Origin of the sequence: Occultella glacieicola (assembly GCF_004353825.1) — a bacterium.
GTDB lineage: Bacteria > Actinomycetota > Actinomycetes > Actinomycetales > Beutenbergiaceae > Occultella > Occultella glacieicola.
On record NZ_SMNA01000006.1, the window covers coordinates 361,408 to 382,008 of the forward strand.

At 71.5% G+C, this 20,601-nt stretch carries 21 protein-coding genes; 16 read left to right on the forward strand and 5 right to left on the reverse strand.

What is annotated here, in order from left to right; translation table 11 throughout:
- Positions 1 to 202 precede the first annotated feature (202 nt).
- The 7 genes from EXU48_RS14420 to EXU48_RS14450 all read left to right on the forward strand — a co-directional run bounded on the left by EXU48_RS14420 (position 203) and on the right by EXU48_RS14450 (position 6,113).
- The gene (locus tag EXU48_RS14420) at positions 203 to 1,987 is read left to right on the forward strand and encodes an MDR family MFS transporter (RefSeq protein WP_268958179.1); all 1,785 of its coding nucleotides are present in this window, start codon (positions 203 to 205) and stop codon (positions 1,985 to 1,987) included.
- 10 nt (positions 1,988 to 1,997) lie between these two features.
- The gene (locus tag EXU48_RS14425; RefSeq protein ID WP_165962818.1) at positions 1,998 to 2,498 is read left to right on the forward strand and encodes a MarR family winged helix-turn-helix transcriptional regulator; all 501 of its coding nucleotides are present in this window, start codon (positions 1,998 to 2,000) and stop codon (positions 2,496 to 2,498) included.
- Between the two features lie 58 nt (positions 2,499 to 2,556).
- Positions 2,557 to 3,714, forward strand: coding sequence for a sensor histidine kinase (locus EXU48_RS14430; RefSeq protein WP_133108346.1), 1,158 nt, complete (start codon positions 2,557 to 2,559; stop codon positions 3,712 to 3,714).
- The gene (locus EXU48_RS14435; RefSeq protein ID WP_133108347.1) at positions 3,711 to 4,376 is read left to right on the forward strand and encodes a response regulator; all 666 of its coding nucleotides are present in this window, start codon (positions 3,711 to 3,713) and stop codon (positions 4,374 to 4,376) included. The genes EXU48_RS14430 and EXU48_RS14435 overlap by 4 nt, the downstream gene beginning before the upstream one ends.
- Before the next feature lie 214 nt (positions 4,377 to 4,590).
- Entirely contained in the window at positions 4,591 to 4,866 is a 276-nt protein-coding gene (locus EXU48_RS14440; RefSeq protein WP_207947741.1) for an SHOCT domain-containing protein, read from the forward strand.
- Between the two features lie 144 nt (positions 4,867 to 5,010).
- Complete coding sequence (locus EXU48_RS14445) at positions 5,011 to 5,802, forward strand: AzlC family ABC transporter permease (protein WP_133108348.1); 792 nt, start codon at positions 5,011 to 5,013, stop codon at positions 5,800 to 5,802.
- Entirely contained in the window at positions 5,799 to 6,113 is a 315-nt protein-coding gene (locus EXU48_RS14450) for an AzlD domain-containing protein (RefSeq protein WP_133108349.1), read from the forward strand. Before EXU48_RS14445 ends, EXU48_RS14450 begins: the two co-directional genes overlap by 4 nt.
- A gap of 5 nt (positions 6,114 to 6,118) precedes the next feature.
- Here EXU48_RS14450 and EXU48_RS14455 read toward each other — a convergent pair whose 3' ends face one another.
- On the reverse strand, positions 6,119 to 6,595 hold the full coding sequence (locus tag EXU48_RS14455) for a DUF6328 family protein (protein ID WP_133108350.1): 477 nt from the start codon (positions 6,593 to 6,595) through the stop codon (positions 6,119 to 6,121).
- Between the two features lie 130 nt (positions 6,596 to 6,725).
- On the opposite strand from EXU48_RS14455, the gene EXU48_RS14460 reads away from it, so the two are divergent.
- From EXU48_RS14460 to EXU48_RS14475, 4 genes are all read left to right on the forward strand, one after another.
- A complete protein-coding gene (locus EXU48_RS14460) occupies positions 6,726 to 7,991 on the forward strand; it encodes an MFS transporter (protein ID WP_133108351.1) in 1,266 nt (421 codons plus the stop codon).
- 91 nt (positions 7,992 to 8,082) lie between these two features.
- Complete coding sequence (gene cofD, locus EXU48_RS14465) at positions 8,083 to 9,018, forward strand: 2-phospho-L-lactate transferase (RefSeq protein ID WP_133108352.1); 936 nt, start codon at positions 8,083 to 8,085, stop codon at positions 9,016 to 9,018.
- Positions 9,015 to 9,722, forward strand: coding sequence for a 2-phospho-L-lactate guanylyltransferase (gene cofC / locus EXU48_RS14470; RefSeq protein WP_133108353.1), 708 nt, complete (start codon positions 9,015 to 9,017; stop codon positions 9,720 to 9,722). The genes cofD and cofC overlap by 4 nt, the downstream gene beginning before the upstream one ends.
- Before the next feature lie 109 nt (positions 9,723 to 9,831).
- Entirely contained in the window at positions 9,832 to 10,929 is a 1,098-nt protein-coding gene (locus EXU48_RS14475; RefSeq protein ID WP_133108354.1) for a glycosyltransferase family 4 protein, read from the forward strand.
- Between the two features lie 23 nt (positions 10,930 to 10,952).
- Here the strand turns inward: EXU48_RS14475 and EXU48_RS14480 are convergent, their stop codons facing one another.
- Positions 10,953 to 12,077 (reverse strand): DNA polymerase IV, encoded by a 1,125-nt coding sequence (locus tag EXU48_RS14480; protein ID WP_207947742.1) that lies wholly within the window; start codon positions 12,075 to 12,077, stop codon positions 10,953 to 10,955.
- A 66-nt stretch (positions 12,078 to 12,143) separates the two neighbouring features.
- A complete protein-coding gene (locus EXU48_RS14485; protein WP_133108355.1) occupies positions 12,144 to 13,115 on the reverse strand; it encodes an aldo/keto reductase in 972 nt (323 codons plus the stop codon).
- Between the two features lie 101 nt (positions 13,116 to 13,216).
- On the opposite strand from EXU48_RS14485, the gene EXU48_RS14490 reads away from it, so the two are divergent.
- Positions 13,217 to 14,161 (forward strand): SMP-30/gluconolactonase/LRE family protein, encoded by a 945-nt coding sequence (locus EXU48_RS14490; protein WP_207947743.1) that lies wholly within the window; start codon positions 13,217 to 13,219, stop codon positions 14,159 to 14,161.
- 33 nt (positions 14,162 to 14,194) lie between these two features.
- Here the strand turns inward: EXU48_RS14490 and EXU48_RS14495 are convergent, their stop codons facing one another.
- The gene (locus EXU48_RS14495; RefSeq protein ID WP_133108356.1) at positions 14,195 to 15,253 is read right to left on the reverse strand and encodes a DUF4185 domain-containing protein; all 1,059 of its coding nucleotides are present in this window, start codon (positions 15,251 to 15,253) and stop codon (positions 14,195 to 14,197) included.
- Positions 15,254 to 15,260: 7 nt separating this feature from the next.
- Positions 15,261 to 16,766, reverse strand: coding sequence for a dihydrolipoyl dehydrogenase family protein (locus EXU48_RS14500; protein WP_133108357.1), 1,506 nt, complete (start codon positions 16,764 to 16,766; stop codon positions 15,261 to 15,263).
- A gap of 629 nt (positions 16,767 to 17,395) precedes the next feature.
- Here EXU48_RS14500 and EXU48_RS14505 point away from each other — a divergent pair.
- Genes EXU48_RS14505 through EXU48_RS14520 form a run of 4 tightly spaced genes read left to right on the forward strand, consistent with a single transcriptional unit; the run spans position 17,396 to position 20,599 of the window.
- Positions 17,396 to 18,223: an ABC transporter ATP-binding protein gene (locus tag EXU48_RS14505; protein ID WP_133108358.1), complete on the forward strand. Its 828-nt coding sequence runs from the start codon at positions 17,396 to 17,398 to the stop codon at positions 18,221 to 18,223.
- Positions 18,220 to 18,915 carry an ABC transporter permease gene (locus EXU48_RS14510; RefSeq protein ID WP_133108359.1) on the forward strand — a complete coding sequence of 232 codons (696 nt, stop codon included), beginning with the start codon at positions 18,220 to 18,222 and terminating at the stop codon, positions 18,913 to 18,915. Before EXU48_RS14505 ends, EXU48_RS14510 begins: the two co-directional genes overlap by 4 nt.
- Positions 18,912 to 19,658 carry an ABC transporter permease gene (locus tag EXU48_RS14515; RefSeq protein ID WP_133108360.1) on the forward strand — a complete coding sequence of 249 codons (747 nt, stop codon included), beginning with the start codon at positions 18,912 to 18,914 and terminating at the stop codon, positions 19,656 to 19,658. Before EXU48_RS14510 ends, EXU48_RS14515 begins: the two co-directional genes overlap by 4 nt.
- Positions 19,655 to 20,599 carry an ABC transporter substrate-binding protein gene (locus EXU48_RS14520; RefSeq protein ID WP_133108361.1) on the forward strand — a complete coding sequence of 315 codons (945 nt, stop codon included), beginning with the start codon at positions 19,655 to 19,657 and terminating at the stop codon, positions 20,597 to 20,599. Before EXU48_RS14515 ends, EXU48_RS14520 begins: the two co-directional genes overlap by 4 nt.
- Positions 20,600 to 20,601: the final 2 nt, after the last annotated feature.

Sequence of the window (20,601 nt, forward strand, 5' to 3'; positions counted from 1 at the left end):
CCGATGAAGTCCGCACGGACATCACGTGAACCTCTCCCCTACCGGACGTGACCTGCGTCTCCCCGGTATTAGTTGATGTGCCTCAACTATCGGCGTATAGTTGCTGTCGATCAACTAATTCTTCGTCGCTTAGGAGCACGCTCGCGTGAGCACCATCGCCAGCAGTGCCGGCCGGCCCGACAGGGCCACCGCAGCCGACACCGTGACACCCGTACCGCCCTCGAACGACCAGCCGGCCGCCAAGATGACGCACTCCGAGGTCCTCCAGGCCCTCGTCGGCCTGCTGCTCGGCATGTTCGTCTCGATGCTCGCCAGCACCGTGGTGGGCACCTCCCTTCCCGTCATCGTCTCCGACCTGGGTGGCTCGCAGACCTCGTACACCTGGGTCATCACCGCCACCCTGCTTGCCACGACCGTCTCCACCCCGATCTGGGGCAAGTTGGCCGACCTGTTCAACCGCAAGTTCCTGCTGCAGCTGGCGCTCGTCATCTTCGTGGTGGCGTCGGCGGCCGCCGGTTTCTCCCAGGACACCTCGATGCTCATCGGACTGCGCGTCGTCCAGGGCCTCGGTGCCGGTGGGCTGGCCGCCCTGACCCAGATCGTCATGGCGGACATCGTCAGCCCGCGCGAGCGCGGCCGCTACATGGGCCTGTTCAGTGGTGTGATGGCCCTCGGCACCGTCGGCGGACCGCTGCTGGGCGGGTTCCTCACCGACTCGATCAACTGGCGCTGGAACTTCTTCGTGGGCGTCCCGGTCGCGATCGTCGCCATCATCATGCTGCAGAAGACGCTGCACCTGCCGGCGATGAAGCGTCGCAAGGTCAAGATCGACTACCTCGGCGTGGTGCTGCTCGCCGCCGGTGTCTCGCTCCTGCTGATCTGGGTCAGCCTGGCCGGCACGCAGTTCGCCTGGGCCTCGGCCACCACGGCCTGGATGGTCGGCGGCGCCGTCGTAGCGCTCGTCGCCCTGGTGTTCGTGGAGATGCGCGCCGTCGAGCCGATCATCCCGATGTCCATGTTCAAGAACCGCACCTACACGTTCGCGGTGCTCGGCTCGGTCGCAGTCGGTGTGGCGATGTTCGGAACGTCCGTCTTCCTCGCCCAGTACATGCAGCTCGCTCGCGGGGCCAGCGCCACCCAGTCCGGCCTGATGACCATCCCGATGGCCGCGGGCATGCTGATCCTCTCCGCCGTCGTTGGTGCCGTGATCAGCCGGACCGGCATCTGGAAGCGCTACATGGTGCTCGGCTCGATCCTGTTCACCGCGGGCATGCTCCTGCTCAGCACGATCTCCTACGACACCAACTTCACGCTCGTCTCGCTCTACATGTTCATGCTCGGCGCCGGCGTCGGCATGGTCATGCAGAACCTCGTGCTGGTGGTGCAGAACGCCGTGCCGCCCGAGGAGATCGGGGTCGCCAGTTCCGGTGTCGCGTTCTTCCGCAGCCTCGGTGGCACGATCGGTATCGCGGTCCTGGGCACCGTGCTGGCGGACAAGGTCACCGAGCTCCTGACCGCTCGCCAGACCGAGCTGTTCGGTGCGATCGCGGCCCTCGGGGACGAGGGCACTGCGATCTCCGACGGCCTGGCCGCCGGCACGATCCCGGCCGTGCACTCCCTGCCCGAATCGGTGAAGGTGATCATCGAGTCCGTCTATGGCGAGGCCGTCGCCCACGTCTTCCTGGTCGCGGCGCCCCTCGCGCTGTTGAGCATCGTGGCCGTGGCGCTGCTGCCGAACCTGCCGTTGAGCAACCAGACCCGTCACGAGCGGGAGGTCGACGAGGCAGCGGCGGCCGAGGCGGAACTCGTCGCCGTGGCCGCGGCCAGTGGTGGCGTGAGCCCCGTCGCCGAGGGAAGCCCCATCGACGGGAACCTCGCCGGCGGGAACCTCACCGGCGATGTCGGCGATGACGGCGATGACGGCGATGACGGCGCCGACGGACCCGCGACCGGCGAGCAGCCCCGCGTGGTCGTGCCCGCTCAGTAGGATGCCCACCATGACCCGGTCCGGATCCGATGTGGCGGCTGCCGCGTCGGGTCCGGACGACCCGGAACTGCAGGCAGCCATCCGTGAGGTGGAGATCCAGTTCTCCAACCTGTTCGTGCACGCCAAGCAGTTGTTCCGGCGCCGCGCGCTGGCTATCCACCCGGAGCTGTCCATCCTCGGGTACCGGATCCTCGGCACCGTCGTCCGCGAGGGCGCCCTGCAGCAGGGGCACATCGCGGAACGGCTCGAGCTGGACAAGGCCGTGGCCAGCCGGACGATCAAACATCTCGAGGACCTCGGCCTGGTGGAGCGAGCCCCGGATCCCCGTGACGGCCGCGCGTTCCTCGTCACCGCCTCCGAGTCGGGCCGGACCCGCTACGACGCGACCAGCGAGCGTGAGCGTGCGGTGCTCCAGGCGCGGCTCACCGAGTGGGGGGTCGAGGATCTCCATCGGTTCGGGGACCTCCTCGGCCGGCTCATCGATGGAATGGACCTACGCCCCGGGGAGTAGGTCCGTCTGCACCCGGCAGCGGACGACGCCGGACGCCGTGACGGCCTAGCGTGGTCTGGTGACCTGGGCCTGGGACGAGCACACGCGCGAGCGACGGCGTCGCCGCGCGGCCGTGTTCGGGCCGGTCGCCTTGGCCATCGTCCAACTGTTCGGGACCTTCGGGGCCTGGCACAACCAGCCGGACAGCAGACCGCCCGGCCCGCTGGGGATCCTCCTGCTGCTGGCCGGCCCGTTGGCGCTCCTCGGCGCGCGGTGGCGCCCTCGCACCGTGCTGGTCGCGGTGCTCGCGATCACGCTCACCTACCTCGCCCTCGGCTTCCCGTACGGACCGGTGGTGCTCTCGCCCGCCGTCGCGGCCATCATCACGGTGGTCCGCGGTCACCGTACCTTCGCGTGGCTGGCCGCCGGCGCCACCCTGCTCGGCATCCAGGTCATCCGGGTGACCCTGCGCGAGGAGACGTTCACCTGGTTCGGCACCACGGCGACGGTGGCGTGGGCGCTGATCGTCCTCGGTATCGGTGAGCTCATCCGGCTCAACCGGGCGCGGCAAGCGGAGTTCCGGCGAGCCCGCGCCGAGGCGGAGCGGCGGCGGGTCAGCGAGGATCAGCTCCGGGTGGCTCGGGAGCTGCACGACGTGGTGGCCCACCACATGTCCCTCATCAACGTCCAGGCCGGGGTCGCGCTGCACCTGGTCGACCGGCGCCCCGAGCAGGTCGAGCTCGCCCTCACCACGATCAAGGACGCCTCCAAGGAGGCGCTCACCGAGCTCCGCGCCTTGATCGGCGTGCTGCGCGCCGAGGGCGAGGGCGCCCCACGCGCGCCGGCAGCTGACCTCGGCGGCCTCGCCCCGCTGATCAGCCGCGCCTCCCAGGCGGGCGTCAGCACCACCCTGGAGGTGGTGGGCGACCTCGACGACGTGCCCGCCGCCGTCGGAACCGCCGGATTCCGGATCGTCCAGGAGGCGATCACGAACGTGGTCCGGCACAGCGGCGCGACCCGGGCCCGGGCCCGGGTCCGGATCACGGTCACGGACTCGGCGTTGGAGGTGGCCGTCACCGACAACGGCCGCGGCCCCGGTCCGGCCCCGGTGCCGGGCAACGGCCTGCGTGGGATGGCCGAGCGCGCCACCGCCGTCGGCGGGTCGGTCCGGCTCACCGACGGGCCCGACGGCGGGGCTGCGCTGGTCGCTCAGCTGCCCTGGAGGACGAACTCATGATCCGCGTCGCGCTCGTGGACGATCAGGCGCTGCTGCGCGCGGGCTTCCGCGCGCTCATCGACGCCGAGGACGGCCTGGAGGTCGTCGGCGAGGCCGGTGACGGTCGCGACGCCGTCGACCTGGTCCGGCGCGCCCGGCCGGACGTGGTCCTCATGGACATCCGGATGCCCCGTCTCGACGGGCTGGAGGCGACCGCCCGGATCACCGCGGACCCGGACCTCACGGACACCCGGATCATCATCCTGACCACCTTCGAGCTCGACGAGTACGTGTTCGAGGCGATCCGGCAGGGCGCGAGCGGCTTCCTGGTCAAGGACACCGAGCCGGTGGACCTGCTCGCCGCCATCCGCGCAGTGGCGTCCGGCGACGCGCTGCTGTCGCCGTCCGTCACCCGGCGCCTCATCGGCGAGTTCGCCCAGCGCAGCCGCGCGGCCGCCCCGACCGGGCACCTCGACCGGCTCACCGACCGCGAGCGCGAGGTGGTGGCCCTGGTCGGCGAGGGCCTGAGCAACGACGAGATCGCCCAGCGCCTGGTGGTCAGTCCCGCGACCGCGAAGACGCACGTGTCCCGGGCGATGATCAAGGTCGGGGCCCGCGACCGTGCCCAACTCGTCGTGCTCGCCTACGAAACCGGCCTGGTCCGGCCCGGGTGGGCGCCCTGACCGACCGGTCGGGTGTGGCCTGACAGGTCGGGTGGGGCGACCGGACCGGTCCCCATGCGGCCGGGTACTCCGTCGGGCGTAGCCCGACCCCCGCCTCTGCTCCCGGCGCGGCAGGGGAACTGCCTTCCCCCGCCCGACGACGCGGCCACCGGAACTCGCGAGGATCTGTCACGTCCCGAAAATCGGGACGGCACATTCCCCGAAGGAGCAGACCATGAACACCCTCACGGACATCGCGGCCCAGCACGGGCCGATGTGGGCCGGTGGCGGCGGGCCGGGCTGGTGGATCGTCTTCCCGATCCTGTGGTTCCTGATCATCGCCACCGTGGTCATCCTCGTCGGTCGCTTCGGCCGGCGTCGCTGGGCCGAGGCCCGCAGCGGCGTCGTCGCCGGGCGGTCCCGGCTGGCCGAGCGGTTCGCCAGCGGTGAGATCGACGAGCAGGAGTACCGTCGACGCCTCGCCGTCCTGGACGAGGTGCGTCGCACGTAGCCGGACCCGGACCGCCGATGAGCGGTCCCCCGGAGCCCATCACCCGAGGGTGTGGCTGCGGCCACAGCGGCCGGAGCCACACCCTCGACACCCTCGACACCCTCGACACGGTTGCCCCGACCTCACCCCACCTAAACTGGCCGGGTGAGGCGGTTGTGGGAGTCACCGGCGGTGCGGATCGGCGCCGCGATCTCCGTGGCAACCGGGCTGTACGGCATCTCGTTCGGTGCCCTCGCAATCGCCGCCGGGCTGAGCGTCGCCCAGACGATGGCGCTCAGCCTCCTGATGTTCACCGGCGGCTCCCAGTTCGCGTTCATCGGCGTGATCTCCGGTGGTGGGACCGGCTCGGCGGCGTTCGGGGCCGCCGCCCTGCTGGGACTGCGCAACGCGGTCTACGGCACCCAGATCAACCGGATGCTCCGGACGCCGTGGCCGCTCAAGCTCGCCGCCGCGCACGTCACCATCGACGAGTCCACGGCGACCGCCGTCGGACAGGAGGACCCGGCGGAGCAGCGTCGTGGCTTCTGGGTGGCCGGGATCGGCGTCTTCGCCCTCTGGAACCTCTTCACCCTGGTCGGCGCGTTCCTCGGCGGCGCGATCGGCGACCCCGCCCGGTGGGGGCTCGACGGCGCCGCGGTGGCCGCGTTCCTGGGCCTGCTCTGGCCGCGGCTCAAGGGTCGCGAACCCGTCGCCATCGCCGTGGTCTGCGCGCTCGTGACCGTGCTCGCGGTGCCGTTCCTGCCGCCGGGCATCCCGATCCTGGTCGCCGGCCTGGTCGCCGCCGTCTGGGGCTGGATCAGCCACGGCCGGGCCGACGAGGGCCTCGAACCGGACCTGGACCCGTACCGGGCCGATGGTCCCGGACCCGCCGCGGCCACCGAGATCCCCGACGACCGCCGGGGTCCCAGGGGCCCGCGAAGCGGTGACCGGACATGAGCGGGCTGTGGTTCTGGATCCTGCTCGGATGCGTGGTCGCCCTCGCCACCAAACTGGTCGGCCACCTGGTGCCGGCGCGGCTGCTCGAGGACGAGCGGGCGACCCGCGTGGCGGGGGTCCTGACCATCGGCCTGCTCGCCTCCCTGGTCGCGATGAACACCGTCTCCAGCGGTCAGGAGGTGGTCCTGGACGCCCGGCTCGGGGCACTCGTCGCCGCGGCGCTCGCGCTGATGCTCCGGGCCCCGTTCCTGGTGGTGGTGATCGTCGGCGCGGCGGCGGCCGCGCTGCTGCGCCTGACCGGGCTCGGCTGACCGGTTCAGCCGCGCCGGAGCCGCCGGGGCAACAGCACCCACAGGCCGAGCAGGACCACGAGCGCCGACCCGGCCGCGATCAGCGCGGCCGAGCGGCCCAGCACCACGTCGAACACGAACAGTGCGGTCCCGGTGATCACGAGCGCCAACGCGACCAGGCCGACCTGGGCGAGCCGGTTCCCGGCCGAGACGAGTTCCGGCTTGCGCCGACGCCGGAACAGCAGCCGGTGCAGGCTGACCGGCGCGACCACGAGGGCGGTCGCGACCAGCGCCAGTGCGACCAGGACCAGATAGATCGCCACCTGATCGGGCCGCAGATCGGCGAAGCGCTGCTGGAACGGCAGGGTGAGCAGGAAGCCCGTGAGGATCTGGGTCCCGGTCTGGGTCACCCGCAGCTCCTGCATGAGCTCGTCCCAGTTCCGGTCGGCGCGCTCGGAGTCCGTCTCATCGCGGCCGTCGCGGTTCCCCTCCTGACTGTCCATCCGCCCAGTGTGCCGTTTCCGGGGGTTCGGTGCCCGCGCTGACGCCACGTGCTGGACGTCACCCGCGCCGCACCACGGACCGGAGTAGGTTGCCGGAGGAGCGGGCGGCCACTGGCCGCGGAGAGTGAGCATGGTGGCAGTGGGTAGTACGCCGGAACGCCGGCTGTGGACGAGGGACTTCGTCTTCTCGATCGTCACGAACTTCTTCATCGCGATGATCTTCTATCTGCTGATGACGACCATGGCGGTCTACGCCGTGGACCGGTTCCAGGCGAGCGAGACCGGCGCCGGGCTCGCGGCCAGCGGGTTCATCCTGGGCGCCGTAGTGGGCCGGGTGTTCGCCGGGAAGCTCCTCGACGTGCTGGGGCGCCGACGGATCCTGATGGTCAGCCTGGCGGTCTTCGTGGCCATGTCGCTGCTCTACATCCCGGCCCAGAGTCTCGGCCTGTTCATCACCGTCCGGGTCCTCCACGGGATCGCGTTCGGCGCCGGCACCACCGCCCTGGCCGCTTCCGTGATGAGTCTGATCCCGCCGCTGCGGCGAGGGGAGGGCACCGCGTTCTTCGGCACCAGCAACACGCTCGCCACCGCGATCGGGCCGTTCCTGTCCCTCCAGTTGGTGGACGGCCCCGGCTACCCCACGCTGTTCGCCCTGTGCGCCGTGGTCTCGGCCCTGGCGATGGCGTTCGGCCTGCTCATCCGGTTCCCGGTCCCGACCCTCTCGCAGGAGCAGCGCGCCGCGGTCCGGCGCCTGCACCCGAAGGAGTTCGTCGAGGTGAGCGCCCTCCCGATCGCTTCGATGATGCTGCTGGTCGGGCTCGCCTACTCGGGCGTCCTGACCTTCATCAACTCCTACGCCCAGGAGCTCGACCTGGTCGACGCCGCCAGCGCGTTCTTCATCGTGTTCGCGGTCGTGACCCTCATCTGCCGCCCGTTCGCCGGCCGCCTCCAGGACGTCCGCGGTGACAACATCGTGGTGATCCCGGCGCTGTGTGCCTTCGCGGCCGGACTCGCGACGCTCGCCTACGCGCAGACGCCGGCGATGATGTGGACGGCGGGCGGCCTGGTCGGCCTCGGCTTCGGCACCCTGATGTCGAGCTCACAGGCGATCGCGGTCACGGCAGCGCCGGTACACCGGGTCGGCCTGGCCACCTCGACGTTCTACCTCGCGACCGACCTGGGCGTGGGCGTCGGCCCGATCCTGCTGGGGCTCCTGCTCGGCGGCACCGACTACGGCACGATGTACGCGCTGCTCGCCGCGCTGGTGCTGGGCGCCGTCGGGCTGTACTACGCGGTCCACGGCCGTGCCCACGCCCGTCGGCGCGGCGCGCTCCAGCAGGCCTCCGAGGACGACTCCCCGGAGGGGCCGGAGCCGCAACCTCCGGGGCATCCCTGATCGTCGTCATCCCATCGGCCGATCCCGACGCCGTCACAGGTCCCTCCGTGGCGGGACGAACGGCGCCACGGCACGCCGTTACGCTCGTGGGGTGCCCGAATCCACCCCAGTGACCGTCCTCGCCGGAGGCGTCGGCGGCGCGAAACTCGCCGAGGGTTTCGCCCGCGTCGGCGACGACCTGACCGTCGTCGTGAACACCGCCGACGACGCGCAGGTGTACGGGCTGTCCATCAGCCCGGACCTCGACACCGTCATGTACACGCTCGCCGGGATCGCGAACCCCGACACCGGGTGGGGCATCGCGGGCGACACCGTTGCCGTCCTGGACCAGTTGCGCCGGCTCGGCCAGGACACCTGGTTCACCCTCGGTGATGCCGACCTCGCGACCCACGTTTTCCGTTCCGACCGGCTGCGCCGCGGGGTCCCGCTCTCGATGGTGACGGCGGACCTCGCCGCAGCCCTCGGCGTGCGGGCCCGGCTGGTCCCGATGACCGATGACCCGGTCGCCACCCTCGTGGACACCCCGGCCGGCCGGTTCGGCTTCCAGGAGTACTTCGTCGCCCGCCGGCACGCGGACACCGTCACCGCGCTGACGTTCGACGGCGTCGCCGACTCCCGTCCCGCGCCCGGCGTTCTCGAGGCTGTGCGTGACGCGGACGTGGTCGCCATCGCGCCGTCCAACCCGTTCGTCAGCGTCGGGCCGATCCTGGCCGTCCCGGGTGTCCGGGACGCCCTGGCCACCTCGGGGGCCTGGCGGGTCGCGGTCAGCCCGGTGATCGCGGGCGCGGCGCTGAAGGGCCCGGCCGCGCAGATGCTCGCCGACCTCGGGCACGAGGTCTCCGCATTGGCCGTTGCCCGGCTCTACGCGGGGCTGATCGACGCCATGTGCATCGACGAGCGTGACCGTGACCTCGCCCCTGCGATCGCCGACCTCGGCCTCCAGGTGATCGTCACGAACACCGTGATGGGCGATGGGCCCGACCGCGAGCGGTTCGCCCGCGAACTCCTCACCGGGCGCGATCGATGACGTCCTCGGCAGCGCCCGACCCGGTGCGACGGCCGCCGGAGCCCACGACCGCCGTCGTCCCCCTCCGCGACGGCCACACCGGAAAGACCCGCCTGGCCGAACACCTACCGGCAGCGCAGCGGGGCCGGCTCGTGGTGTCCCTGGCCCGGCACGTGGTGGCCACGCTGCTCGGGACCGACGGCATCCGTCGGGTCCTCGTGGTGACCGCGGATCCCGGCTTCGTCGCCGAGGCCCTCGATCCCGACCCGCGCCTGGAGGTCCTCCGCCAACCGGCCGAGCGACCCGGCCTGAACGCCGGCGTGGAGTTCGGCCGCGAGCACGTGCGGCGCCACTGGCCGACGGACCGGCTGCTCGTCGTGCACGCCGACCTGGCGGCGCTGAGCGGCGCGGACACCGCAGCGCTGCTCGACAGGTCCACCCCGGTCACCCTCGCCCCGGACCGGTACGACCTCGGCACGAACGCGGTGCTGCTCGGTCCGGGCACGGAGGGCTTTCGGTTCCGGTTCGGCGAGGACAGCCTCGCCCGGCACCGCCGCGAAGCGAGGGCGTCGGGCGCCGAGGCCGTCCTGGTCCGCCGGGACGGCACGGCGATCGACCTCGACACCGAGGCCGACTGGAGTGCCCTGCCGCCCGACGTGCGGGCCCGCCTCCGCTCCGGTATCGAGGAGCCCGAGGACGCGCGACGACAGGAGGCACTCCCGTGAGGTTCCTCGTTGACCGGCGCCGGACCCGTTATCTTCGAAGGGTTCATGCTGGGGCCACCTGCCCGGACTTCAGTGAGTCACACCGACGAGTTCGACTGGAAGTTGCTCTATGACGCTCGCCTTCATCCCGCCCGACCGGTCCGCGGTCGCCACGTCGGACCAGGTCCGCACGGATCTGCCGCGGATCAACCAGATGTCCGAGTCCGTGTTCGGTCCCAAGGGTCACGGCGTCCACACCGCGTTCCTGGAGACCACCCAGGGGCTGCGGGACCTCGGCTACCAGGTGGGTACGAACGAACGCTGGCGGGACGGCATCCTGCACGTCCACACGCTCGGACCGTGGCCGTTGCTCCGGCTGCGGACCCATCGCGGACCGAAGGTCGTCTCGGCGCATGTCACGGCGGACAGTCTGCGCGGGAGCCTGCGCGGCTCGACCGTGTTCCGCAGGGCGATCGAGGCCTACCTGCGGCACTTCTACGGCTCGGCCGACCAGGTCATCGCGGTGTCCGAGGCGGCGAAGGCGGAACTCGTCGCCGGGGGTGTGCGGACCCCGATCAGCGTCATTCCGAACGGGATCGACCGGCGGGCGTTCGCCCGGTCCCCCGACAGCCGGGCCCTGGCCCGCCAGGACCTCGACGTCGGCGACCGGGAGTTCGTGGTGCTCACGGTGGGGCAGGTCCAGCCCCGTAAGGGCGTGGACACGTTCCTGGAGATGGCTCGGGCGCTGCCGCACGTGACATTCGTGTGGGTGGGCTCGGTGCTGTTCGGAGCGCTGGCGTCCTCGCGTGGGCAGCTGGAGGCCCAGATGCGCTCGGCGCCGGCGAACGTGCGGTTCGTGGGGCAGCTCGACCGGGACCGGGTGGCCCAGTGGTACCTCGCCGCCGACGTGTTCACCTCGACCGCCCGTCAGGAGACGTTCGGGCTCGTGGCCCTCGAGGCCGCGGCCGCGAGCCTGCCCATCGTGTTGCGGGACATCACCGTGTTCCGGGAGTTGTTCGGCGCCGATGGCGCCCTGTTCCCCTCCGACGCCGCCGGGTTCGCCGAGGCGATCGAGGCCCTCCGTCTTGACCCGGGGGTGCGCGCCACCGCCGCCGCGAACGCGGAGCAACTGGCCCACCGGTACGGCGCCGAGGTGGTCGCGCAGTCGGCGGCCGACCTGTACCGCTCCGTCCTCGGAGCACCGGCCATGGCCCGCGTGCGCGGCTGAGGAGGACGCGCGGGCCGGACGGTTCAGAGCCGGCCGCGGACCGGTGTCCGCTCGGCCGGGTCACCTCCGTCGGGCATCACCATCTCGGCGCGCACCCCGAGCAGCCGCACCTCCCGCTCGGCGTCGAGCTCGGCGGCGAGGGCCAGGGCGGCGGCGACCACGTCCGCGCGCTCGCGCGTGGGCGCCTGCAGCTTGCGGGCCCGGGTGAACGTGAAGAACGGGGCGTACCTGACCTTCAAGGTGACCCGGGTCACGGCCCGATCCTCCGCGTCCGTGTCGGCGAACGCCTGCTCGGCCAGTTCGGTCACCGCCGCGGCCACCTGCTCCGGCGTGGTGAGGTTGCGCTGGTAGGTGGTCTCCCGGCTGTGACCGCGGGCGATCCACGGGCTGTCGTCGACCTCGGCGGGGCCCTCGCCGCGGCCGAGGTCGTGATACCACCGGCCCATCCGGGGGCCGAACTCACCGACGAGGAGGTCCTCGTCGGCGTCCGCGAGCTCGCGCACGGTGCGGATCCCGTGGCCGAGCAGTCGCTTGGACACCTTCGAGCCGACGCCCCAGAGCGCGATGGTGTCCCGGTCCCCCATCACCTCGAACCAGTTCGCAGCAGTCAGCACGAACATCCCGCGGGGCTTGCCGAAGTCCGTGGCGATCTTCGCGCGCACCTTGTTGTCCCCGACGCCCACCGAACAGTGCAGCTCGGTCGCGTCCAGGACGGCGGCGCGGACCCGGGCAGCGAACGTCTCAGGGTCGGCGAACATGCCCGGATCCGCGGCGGGGGCACCGAGGAACGCCTCGTCCCAGCCGAGGACCTCCACGACCACACCGAGGCCGCGCAACGTCGCCATCACCCGCTCGGATGCCTCGTTGTAGGCGTCATGGTCCACCGGCAGGATGACCGCGTCCGGCACCTTCCGGGCGGCGATCCGCAACGGCATCCCGGACCGGGCGCCGAACTCGCGGGCCTCGTAGGAGGCGGTGGACACGACGGCGCGCTCGGTCGGGTCGCCCCGGCCGCCGACGATCACCGGCTTGCCGGCGAGCTCCGGCCGGCGGAGCACCTCGACGGCGGCGATGAACTGGTCCAGGTCGACGTGCAGCACCCGGTGCTCGGTGGTGCCGGGCGTGCTGTGGCCCGGCTCGGCGCTCATACGTTCAGTCTTGCGCCGATGCCGGGCCTCTGTCACGCCCGCAGACGATGTTCGCCGCGTCGCCTGCTACCAGGCGTAGTCCTCCGGCGCCGTGCGGTGGCCGGGGAAGATCTCATCCAGTCGCGCGAGCGCGTCGGCGTCGAGGGTGACGTCCACGGCCCGGACGGCGGAGTCGAGCTGGTCCTGCACCCGCGGGCCGACGATGGGAGCCGTGACCGCTGCCTGGTGCAGCAGCCAGGCGAGCGCCACGTCCCCGGCCGGGTGGCCGAGCTCGTCGGCGAAGTCCTCGTACGCCTGCACCGCTTCGCGCCGGTCCTCGAGCACCTGGGCGGCCCGGCCGGTGGTACGGCGCACCCCGTCGCGCTCCTTGCGCAGCACGCCACCGAGCAGCCCGCCCTGGAGTGGGGACCACGGCAGGATGCCGAGGCCGTAGTGCTGCGCGGCGGGGATCACCTCGAGCTCGATGGACCGGGTGGCCAGGTTGTACAGCGACTGCTCCGAGACGAGGCCGAAGGTGTTCCGGGCCGCAGCGGCGGCCTGGGCCTGGGCGATGTGCCAGCCGGCGAAGTTCGAGGAACCGGCGTACAGGATCTTGCCCTGGGCGATCGCGACGTCGACCGCCTGCCAGATCTCCTCCCAGGGCGTGTTCCGGTCCACGTGGTGGAACTGGTACAGGTCCACGTAGTCGGTCTGCAGCCGCTTCAGGCTCGCGTCCAGGGCCCGGCGGATGTTCAGGGCGGACAGCTTGCCCTCATTCGGCCAGTCGCCCATCTCCCCGTACACCTTGGTCGCGAGGACGGTGCGTTCCCGCCGTCCGCCACCCTGGGCGAACCAGTTGCCGAGGATCTGCTCGGTGATCCCCTCACCCTTCTTGCCGCCGTACCCGTTCGCGGTGTCGAAGAAGTTGATGCCGCTGGCGTGCGCGGAGTCCATGATGGCGTGCGCGTCCGGCTCGGTGGTGTGCGGGCCGAAGTTCATCGTGCCCAGGCAGATGCGGCTGACGGACAGGCCGGTGCGGCCGAGGTGGGTGTAATCCATGTCACCCAGCCTTGCGCGCCCATGGCGGCGGCGCAACGTCGTCCACGGGCCGGACGTGCCCGCCACCCCGCCCGAGCCGACGATCGTGCATGATGGCGGCCATGCATCGACGCACGGCAGGCGGCCCCGACGTGGCCACGATCAGGACCGAGTGGGAGATCAGGGACGAGCGGTTCCGTGGCATCGGTGGGGACCGCTTCGTCCGGGTCCTCTTCGACGGCGGCCGCTGGCTCGAGGGACCGGCGTACTCTCCCGCCTGGCGCTCGCTTCTGTTCTCCGACATTCCGAACGACCGGGTGCTGCGCTACGACGAGACGACCGGCGCCGTCGGGGTCTGGCGGGAGCCGGCCCACTACGCGAACGGACGCACGCTCGACCGGGCCGGGCGCATCGTCTCCTGCGAGCACGGGAGCCGCTCGGTCACCAGGGTCGAGCCGGACGGCACTCGCACGGTGCTGGCCGACGCCTGGGACGGCCACCGGCTGAACAGCCCGAACGACGTGGTAGCCCGGGCCGACGGCAGCATCTGGTTCACCGACCCCAGCTACGGCATCGACACCGTCTACGAGGGACACCGGGCCGAGACCGAGACCGGAGGGTGCCATGTGTACCGGGTTGGGAGCGACGGCACCGTGGCCCGGGTGGCCGAGGACTTCGACCGGCCGAACGGCCTCGCTTTCAGCGCCGACGAGCAAACCCTGTACGTCACCGACACCGGGCGGCGGCACCTGCGTCGGTTCAGTGCGGGCACAGCGGGCGATGACGCCCCAGTTCTCAGCGGCGGCGACGTGATCGCGGAGTGCGACGCGGGCGGCTACGACGGGATCCGCGTCGACGCCGCGGGCCGGATCTGGGGCGCCGCCGCCGACGGCCTGCACTGCCTGGCCCCCGACGGCACGCTGCTCGGCAAGCTGAGGCTCCCGGAGATCTGCTCGAACCTGACGTTCGGCGGACCGCGCGGGAACACCCTGTTCGTCACGGCCACGAACACCCTCTACGCAGTGATGGTGAACGTCACCGGCGCGCGCTACCCGGCGGGCCGATGAGCCGCTGAACCTCGGCGGCGCGGGACCGGCCGTTCAGGCGAACGTGATCTCGATCAGGTGCGGGACGTAGACGGACGAGTCGATGAAGGTCATGTAGGTGATCCTCCCGCCGTCGCGGGCGAACTCGGGGTGCTCCTTGCCGGCGTTGAACAGCGAGTCCGGCCGGGCCGACTCCGGGCGGAACACCACCTGCGGCTCACTCCATGGCCCCGTGATCGCCGGGGCGGTGCGGATGACCAGCTGGTTCTCCCGCCGGTAGGTCGTCAGCGAGATGAACGCTCCGAGGTGCTCGTTCCAGGACGAGGACATCTCGTTCGGGACGTCCGAGAACAGGCATGCGGTCGGGGTGAAGGTCCGTCCCCACCGCGGCCGCACGTCCGGTCGCGCCAGGGTCGGCGCCTCGACCAGGTAGGAGTAGGCGGAGATGTCCTCGATGTCCTCGGGCCGGACCCGGGCCAGGTACATGTCCCCGGACGACTTCTCCTCGGGCTGGATGGAGCCCCACAGGTAGAGGTACTCGTCGTGCCGTTGCACCCACACCCCGAAGCCGGGCTCATCGCCCTTCCACCACTCGTAGCTGCCGTCCGGTGCGGGCAACCGCTCGAAGTCGTGGTCCGGACCCGCCTTGGCCACACCCATGCCGTCCAGGACGAAGGTCTCGAACACGTCGACCTCCTGATCCATGGTGATGCGGTGGTAGTAGAGGTACAACTCGTCGCCGACCCGGGCGCCGTGGATCGCCCACAGCCGCTGCCGTGCCCTGTGCTCGGGCGGGATGAACGGGATCAACTGGCGGGCCCGGGCACCGCCCGGCTCGGTGAGGTACCGGAACTCGGTGACCCCGCTCGAGATGTCCTGCAACGGCACGATCGCCCCGGTGTTGGACAGCACCTCGGTGAGTTCGAACCCCCGGATGGAGTCGAACGGCCCCTCGATGGTGTCCCCGAAGATCCAGAACGTGGTGCCGTCGGCCAGTTCCACCGAGCTCACGGCGTCCTGGCCGGTGATGTCGACGTCGTTCCTCAGGAACTGGACACCGAGATCCCGCACCGTCGCCACCAGCGGACTGTCCGGCAGGTTCGGACCGGTCATCGCCGCCTCACTCCCCCACGAAGCCGGGTCGCCCGTAGGCCTCGAGCAGACGCAGCCAGACCTCGCTCATCGTCGGGTAGGACGGGACCGCGTGCCAGAGACGGTGCAACGGCACCTCCCCGACCACGGCGACCGTCGCCGAGTGCAGCAGCTCGGAGACGTCCTGGCCCACGAACGTGGCGCCGACGAGCACCCCCCGATCGGTGTCGACGACGATCCGCGCCGTGCCCGTGTAGTCGTCGGCCTGCAGGGACCCCCCGGCGGTCTGGCCGATCTCGTAGTCGAGCACCCGGGTGTTCAGACCGGCCCGCTGCGCGGCGGCCGCGGTGAGCCCGATCGAGGCCACCTCGGGGTCGGCGAACATCACCTGCGGCACGCTGCGGTGATCGGCCGTGGCCACGTGGGCACCCCAGGCCGCGTCCTCGACCGCCCGGCCCCGGGCGCGTGCCGCGATCACGTCGCCGGCGGCACGGGCCTGGTACTTGCCCTGATGGGTGAGCAGAGCCCGGTGGTTCGCGTCACCGACCGCGTACAGCCAGTCGATCGGGGCGTCGCCGGGCCCGAGGACCCGCAACGTGTCGTCGGTGGGCAGCCAGTCGCCGTCACGGAGCCCGACGGCGTCGAGGCCGAAGTCGTCCGTGCGCGGTTCGCGGCCGGTCGCCACGAGCACCTCGTCCACGGTGAGCGTGCCGCCGTCCGTCAGCGCGAGGGTCACCTCGCCGCCCGCCTCCGGGCGGGTCACCTCGTCGACACTGACGCCGAGGCGCACGTCGACCCCGGCCTCGCGCAGCCCGGCGCCGACGAGTTCGGCGGCGAAAGGTTCCTCCTTGGCGAGCAGGCCGCTGCGCACCAGGAGCGTGACCCTCGCGCCCAGGTCCGCGTACGCGGTGGCCATCTCGACGGCCACCACCCCGCCGCCGATGATGGCCAGCCGGCCGGGGATCTCCGTCGCGGACGTGGCCTCGCGCGAGGTCCACGGGCACGCGGCCCGCAGGCCCGGCGTGTCGGGTACCGCGGCGCGCGACCCCGTGCAGACCGCGACGGCGTGCCGAGCCCGCACCGTGCGGACGGTGACCTCGCTCGCGTCGTCGCCGGCCGCCGTCGGGGTCCTCACCTCGACGAGCCGCTCGCCGACCAGGCGCCCACGCCCACGAAGCAACTCGATGCCCGCGGAGGCCAGCCACTCGACCTGGCCGGAGTCGTCCCAGTCGCTCGTGAACGACGTGCGCCGCGCGAGCACGGCGGCGACGTCCAGTGGGCCGGTGACGGCCTCCTTCGCGCCCGCGACCCGCTGCGCGGCCCGACGGACCGCTCCGCTGCGCAGCAGTGCCTTCGACGGCATGCACGCCCAGTACGAGCAGTCGCCGCCGACGAGTTCGTGCTCCACGAGCAGGACGCTGAGTCCGCCCTGGACCGCTCGGTCGGCGACGTTCTCCCCGACCGCGCCGCCGCCGATCACGATCAGGTCGTACTCCGGCTCGTCCCGGTCCTGCGTGGCACCCTGCTCGGACATGTGCTTCTCCTCGGCGGATCGACCTCCGGGCCGCCGGCTCCGCCTCAGTCATCGACCGGCCCGTTCGCACCCTAGCCCGCGCCCCGCCGGCCCGATAGGTCAACCCGGTCCACCGAGCGTGGGTGTGCGTCATGGATGTGGTGTCAGCGCGTTGGTGCGGGTCAGCGAGTGTCTCCGGCGTGCTGTACACGATCAGATCCGGTCGGCGCGCAGGTCGGGAGGTTCTGGGGGGAGCGGGCTGTTGAGGCACGGGGTGGCTGGAGCGAGCACGTGCCTGTCGTGGGCGCTGGGTGCGTTCGGCCCGATAAGGGGGTGTGGTGCGCGCTCGCAGCGCCACACCCCGCTTCACCCTCGGCCGGTGCCCGCCCGTTCGGGTCCCTTGTGGTGTGATCGCGACGTGTCGGGCGCGTCGTTGTCGCACCGTTACGGTGTCGCGGCCCTGGGGCGAGCGAGGAGGAGGGTGGGCCTGGGGTGCGGCATGCCCAGGGTCGAGGTGGGTGCGCGTCATCTGATGGCACCACCACACACCTGACGCACACCCACCGAGCAGGCCCCGATGAGCCGGTGTCGGCACGTCCCGTTACGCTCGGGCCCATGCCAGCGACACTTCGCCGACCCTCGCCGATGCCGTGATCGAGTTCCGCGGTGTCGGGAAGCGCTTCGCAGACGGGACGGACGCCGTCATCGACTTCAGCCTGGTGATGCCCTCGCACCGGGTGACCGTGCTCGTGGGGTCTTCGGGCTCCGGCAAGACGACGATCCTGCGGATGATCAACCGGATGGTCGACGCCACCGTGGGCACGGTCGAGATCGACGGGGAGGACGTCGCCACCCTCGAACCGGTCCAGCTGCGACGCCGGATCGGCTACGTCATGCAGAGCGGCGGCCTGCTGCCGCACCGCCGGGTCCTGGACAACATCACGACCGTGCCGCGGCTCAACGGGATGGGCCGCGCCGAGGCCGACGAACGCGGACTGTCCCTGATGGACACCGTCGGTCTCGACCGCACCCTGGCCCGGCGCTACCCGCATCAGCTCTCCGGCGGGCAGCAGCAGCGGGTCGGGGTGGCCCGCGGGCTCGCCGTCGACCCGAACATCCTGCTCATGGACGAGCCGTTCGGTGCGGTCGACCCGATCGTGCGCGCGGACCTGCAGGCCGAGTTGCTGCGGCTGCAGCGGGACATCGGCAAGACGGTCGTGTTCGTCACCCATGACATCGACGAGGCGTTCCTGCTCGGGGACCAGGTCGTGATCCTGTCCACCGGTGGTGTGATCGCCCAGCAGGGCACGCCGGCCGAGATCCTCGCGAACCCGGCCAGCGACTTCGTGGCCGACTTCGTCGGCGCCGACCGCGGCCGACGGGCTCTGCGGGTCGTCGAGCAGGACGGAAGGCGGGTGGTGGTGGACGGGGACGGGCGGGCCGCCGGCGTGCTCACCGACGATCCGGCGGCCCGGTGAACTGGGTCGGCGCCAACCTCGACCTCGTCGTCGAGCTGACGTTGACGCACGCGCGGCTCAGCATCGTCCCGATCCTGGTCGGGTTCGTCGTGGCCGTACCGCTCGGGGTGTTCGCGTGGCGGTTCCGCTGGGCCAGGGGGGTGACACTGACCGTGGTCGGCCTGCTGTACACGATCCCCTCGCTCGCCCTGTTCGTGCTCCTGCCGCCGATCATCGGGATCAGTTTCCTCAGTGAGCTCAACGTGACGATCGCCCTGAGCATCTACGCCGTCGCCCTGATGACCCGGTCCGCGACCGAGGCACTGGAGTCGGTCGACCCGGCCGTCCGGGGCGCCGCGAACGCGATGGGCTATTCGGGGTGGGGCCGGTTCTGGGCGGTGGACCTGCCATTGGCCGGCCCGGTGCTGCTCGCGGGCCTGCGGGTGGTCTCGGTGAGCACGGTCAGCCTCGTCACCGTCGGGGTCCTCGTGGGTAGCCGCAACCTCGGCTACCTGTTCATGAACGGTCTGCAGCGTGGCATCGTCGCCGAGATCGCGACCGGGATCGTGATGACCGTGCTGATCGCGGTGGCGTTCGACCTGCTCCTCGCCCTCGTCGGGCGGCTCGCGATGCCCTGGACCCAGGGCGCCGGCGGTGGTCGCCGCTCCCGGCGGGTGGCCCGGCGGATCGCCCTCACGGAGGGCCCGACGTGAACCTGTTCCTGGACGCCCTCGCGTGGCTGACCGACCCCGAACGGGTCACCGGGCCCAACCCGTTGGCCGAGCGGATCGGCGAACACCTCTGGTACACGGTGCTCGCCCTCGTGGTCTCGGCCCTGATCGCCGTCCCGCTCGGTTACCTGATCGGGCACACCGGCAAAGGTCGCCAGCTGGCCGTTCTGGGCTCCGGTGCGGCCAGGGCACTGCCCTCGCTCGGGCTGCTCACGATCTTCACGCTGATCGTCGGCGTCGGGAACGCCCAGGTCGCGGCGATCGCGGTGTTCGTGATCCTCGGCGTGCCCTCGATCCTCGCCGGCGCCTACGCCGGCGTGGAGGCGGTGGACCGCAGCGTCGTGGACGCGGCCCGCGCGATGGGAATGACCGAGACCCAGATCCTGTTCCGGGTTGAGGCGCCACTGGGCCTGCCGCTGCTGCTCGGCGGTCTGCGCAGTGCCGCGCTGCAGATCATCGCCACGGCGGTCCTCGCGGCCTACGTGGGCCTCGGTGGCCTGGGCATCTACATCCAACGAGGAATCTCACTACGAACCTACGACGAGATGCTGGGCGGGGCGATCCTGATCGTGCTCCTCGCCCTCATCGTGGACGCACTGTTCGCGATCGCGGAGCGGGTGGCCCGCCGGGCCATCGGCTCCGCACCGTCCCGTGGCCGTCCGCGCAGCGAACGTCCCGAACCACTCAGCACCGACCGGCAGTCAACACTGGAGGAGATCCGATGAGTATCCGTACCGTCCGGAAGGGGCGCCTGGCCACCGGCGCATTCGCCGTCGGCGCCGTCCTCGCCCTGGCCGCGTGTGGCTCGGGCGACCCACTCGCCCCCGAGGACACCGGATCCGAGTCCGGTGACGGCGGGGCCGCCACTGGCCCGATCGTGATCGGGTCACAGGCCTACTACTCGAACGAGATCATCGCCGAGATCTACGCGCAGGCGCTCGAGGCGGACGGGTTCGAGGTGGAACGCCAGTTCCAGATCGGCCAGCGCGACGTCTACATGGCCGCCATGGAGGACGGGTCGGTGCAGCTGATCCCCGAGTACTCCGGGAACCTGCTGCAGTTCTACGACGCGGAGACCGAGGCCCGCAGCACCGAGGACGTCGCAGCCGCGCTGCCGGACGCGGTGCCGGACGGCCTCGCCGTGCTGGACCCGGCGGACGCCCAGGACGCGGACTCCTACAACGTGACGGCCGCGTTCTCGGAGGAGAACGGCATCACGTCCCTGGCCGATCTGGCCGACTTCGACGGCACCCTCACGGTCGGCGGCAACGCCGAGCTCGAGTCCCGCCCGTACGGCCCGCCGGGACTGAGCGAGTTCTACGGAGTGGACGTGGAGTTCGTCGCCATCGGGGACAGCGGCGGCCCACTCACCAAGGACGCCATCCGGGACGGGACCATCACGATGGGCGATATCTACACCGCCGACCCTGACCTCGCGACCGGTGACTTCGTCACCCTGGAGGACCCGGAGAGCATGATCCTGGCGCAGAACGTGACCCCGGTGGTCGCGGCGGACCTGGCCGAGGCGGTGACCCCGACCCTGGACGCCGTGAACGCCCTGCTCACCACGGAGGAGCTGATCGCGCTCAACGCGAGCAGCGTGAACGACCAGCAGGACTCGGCGACCATCGCGACCGCGTGGCTCACCGACAACGGGCTGCTCTGAGC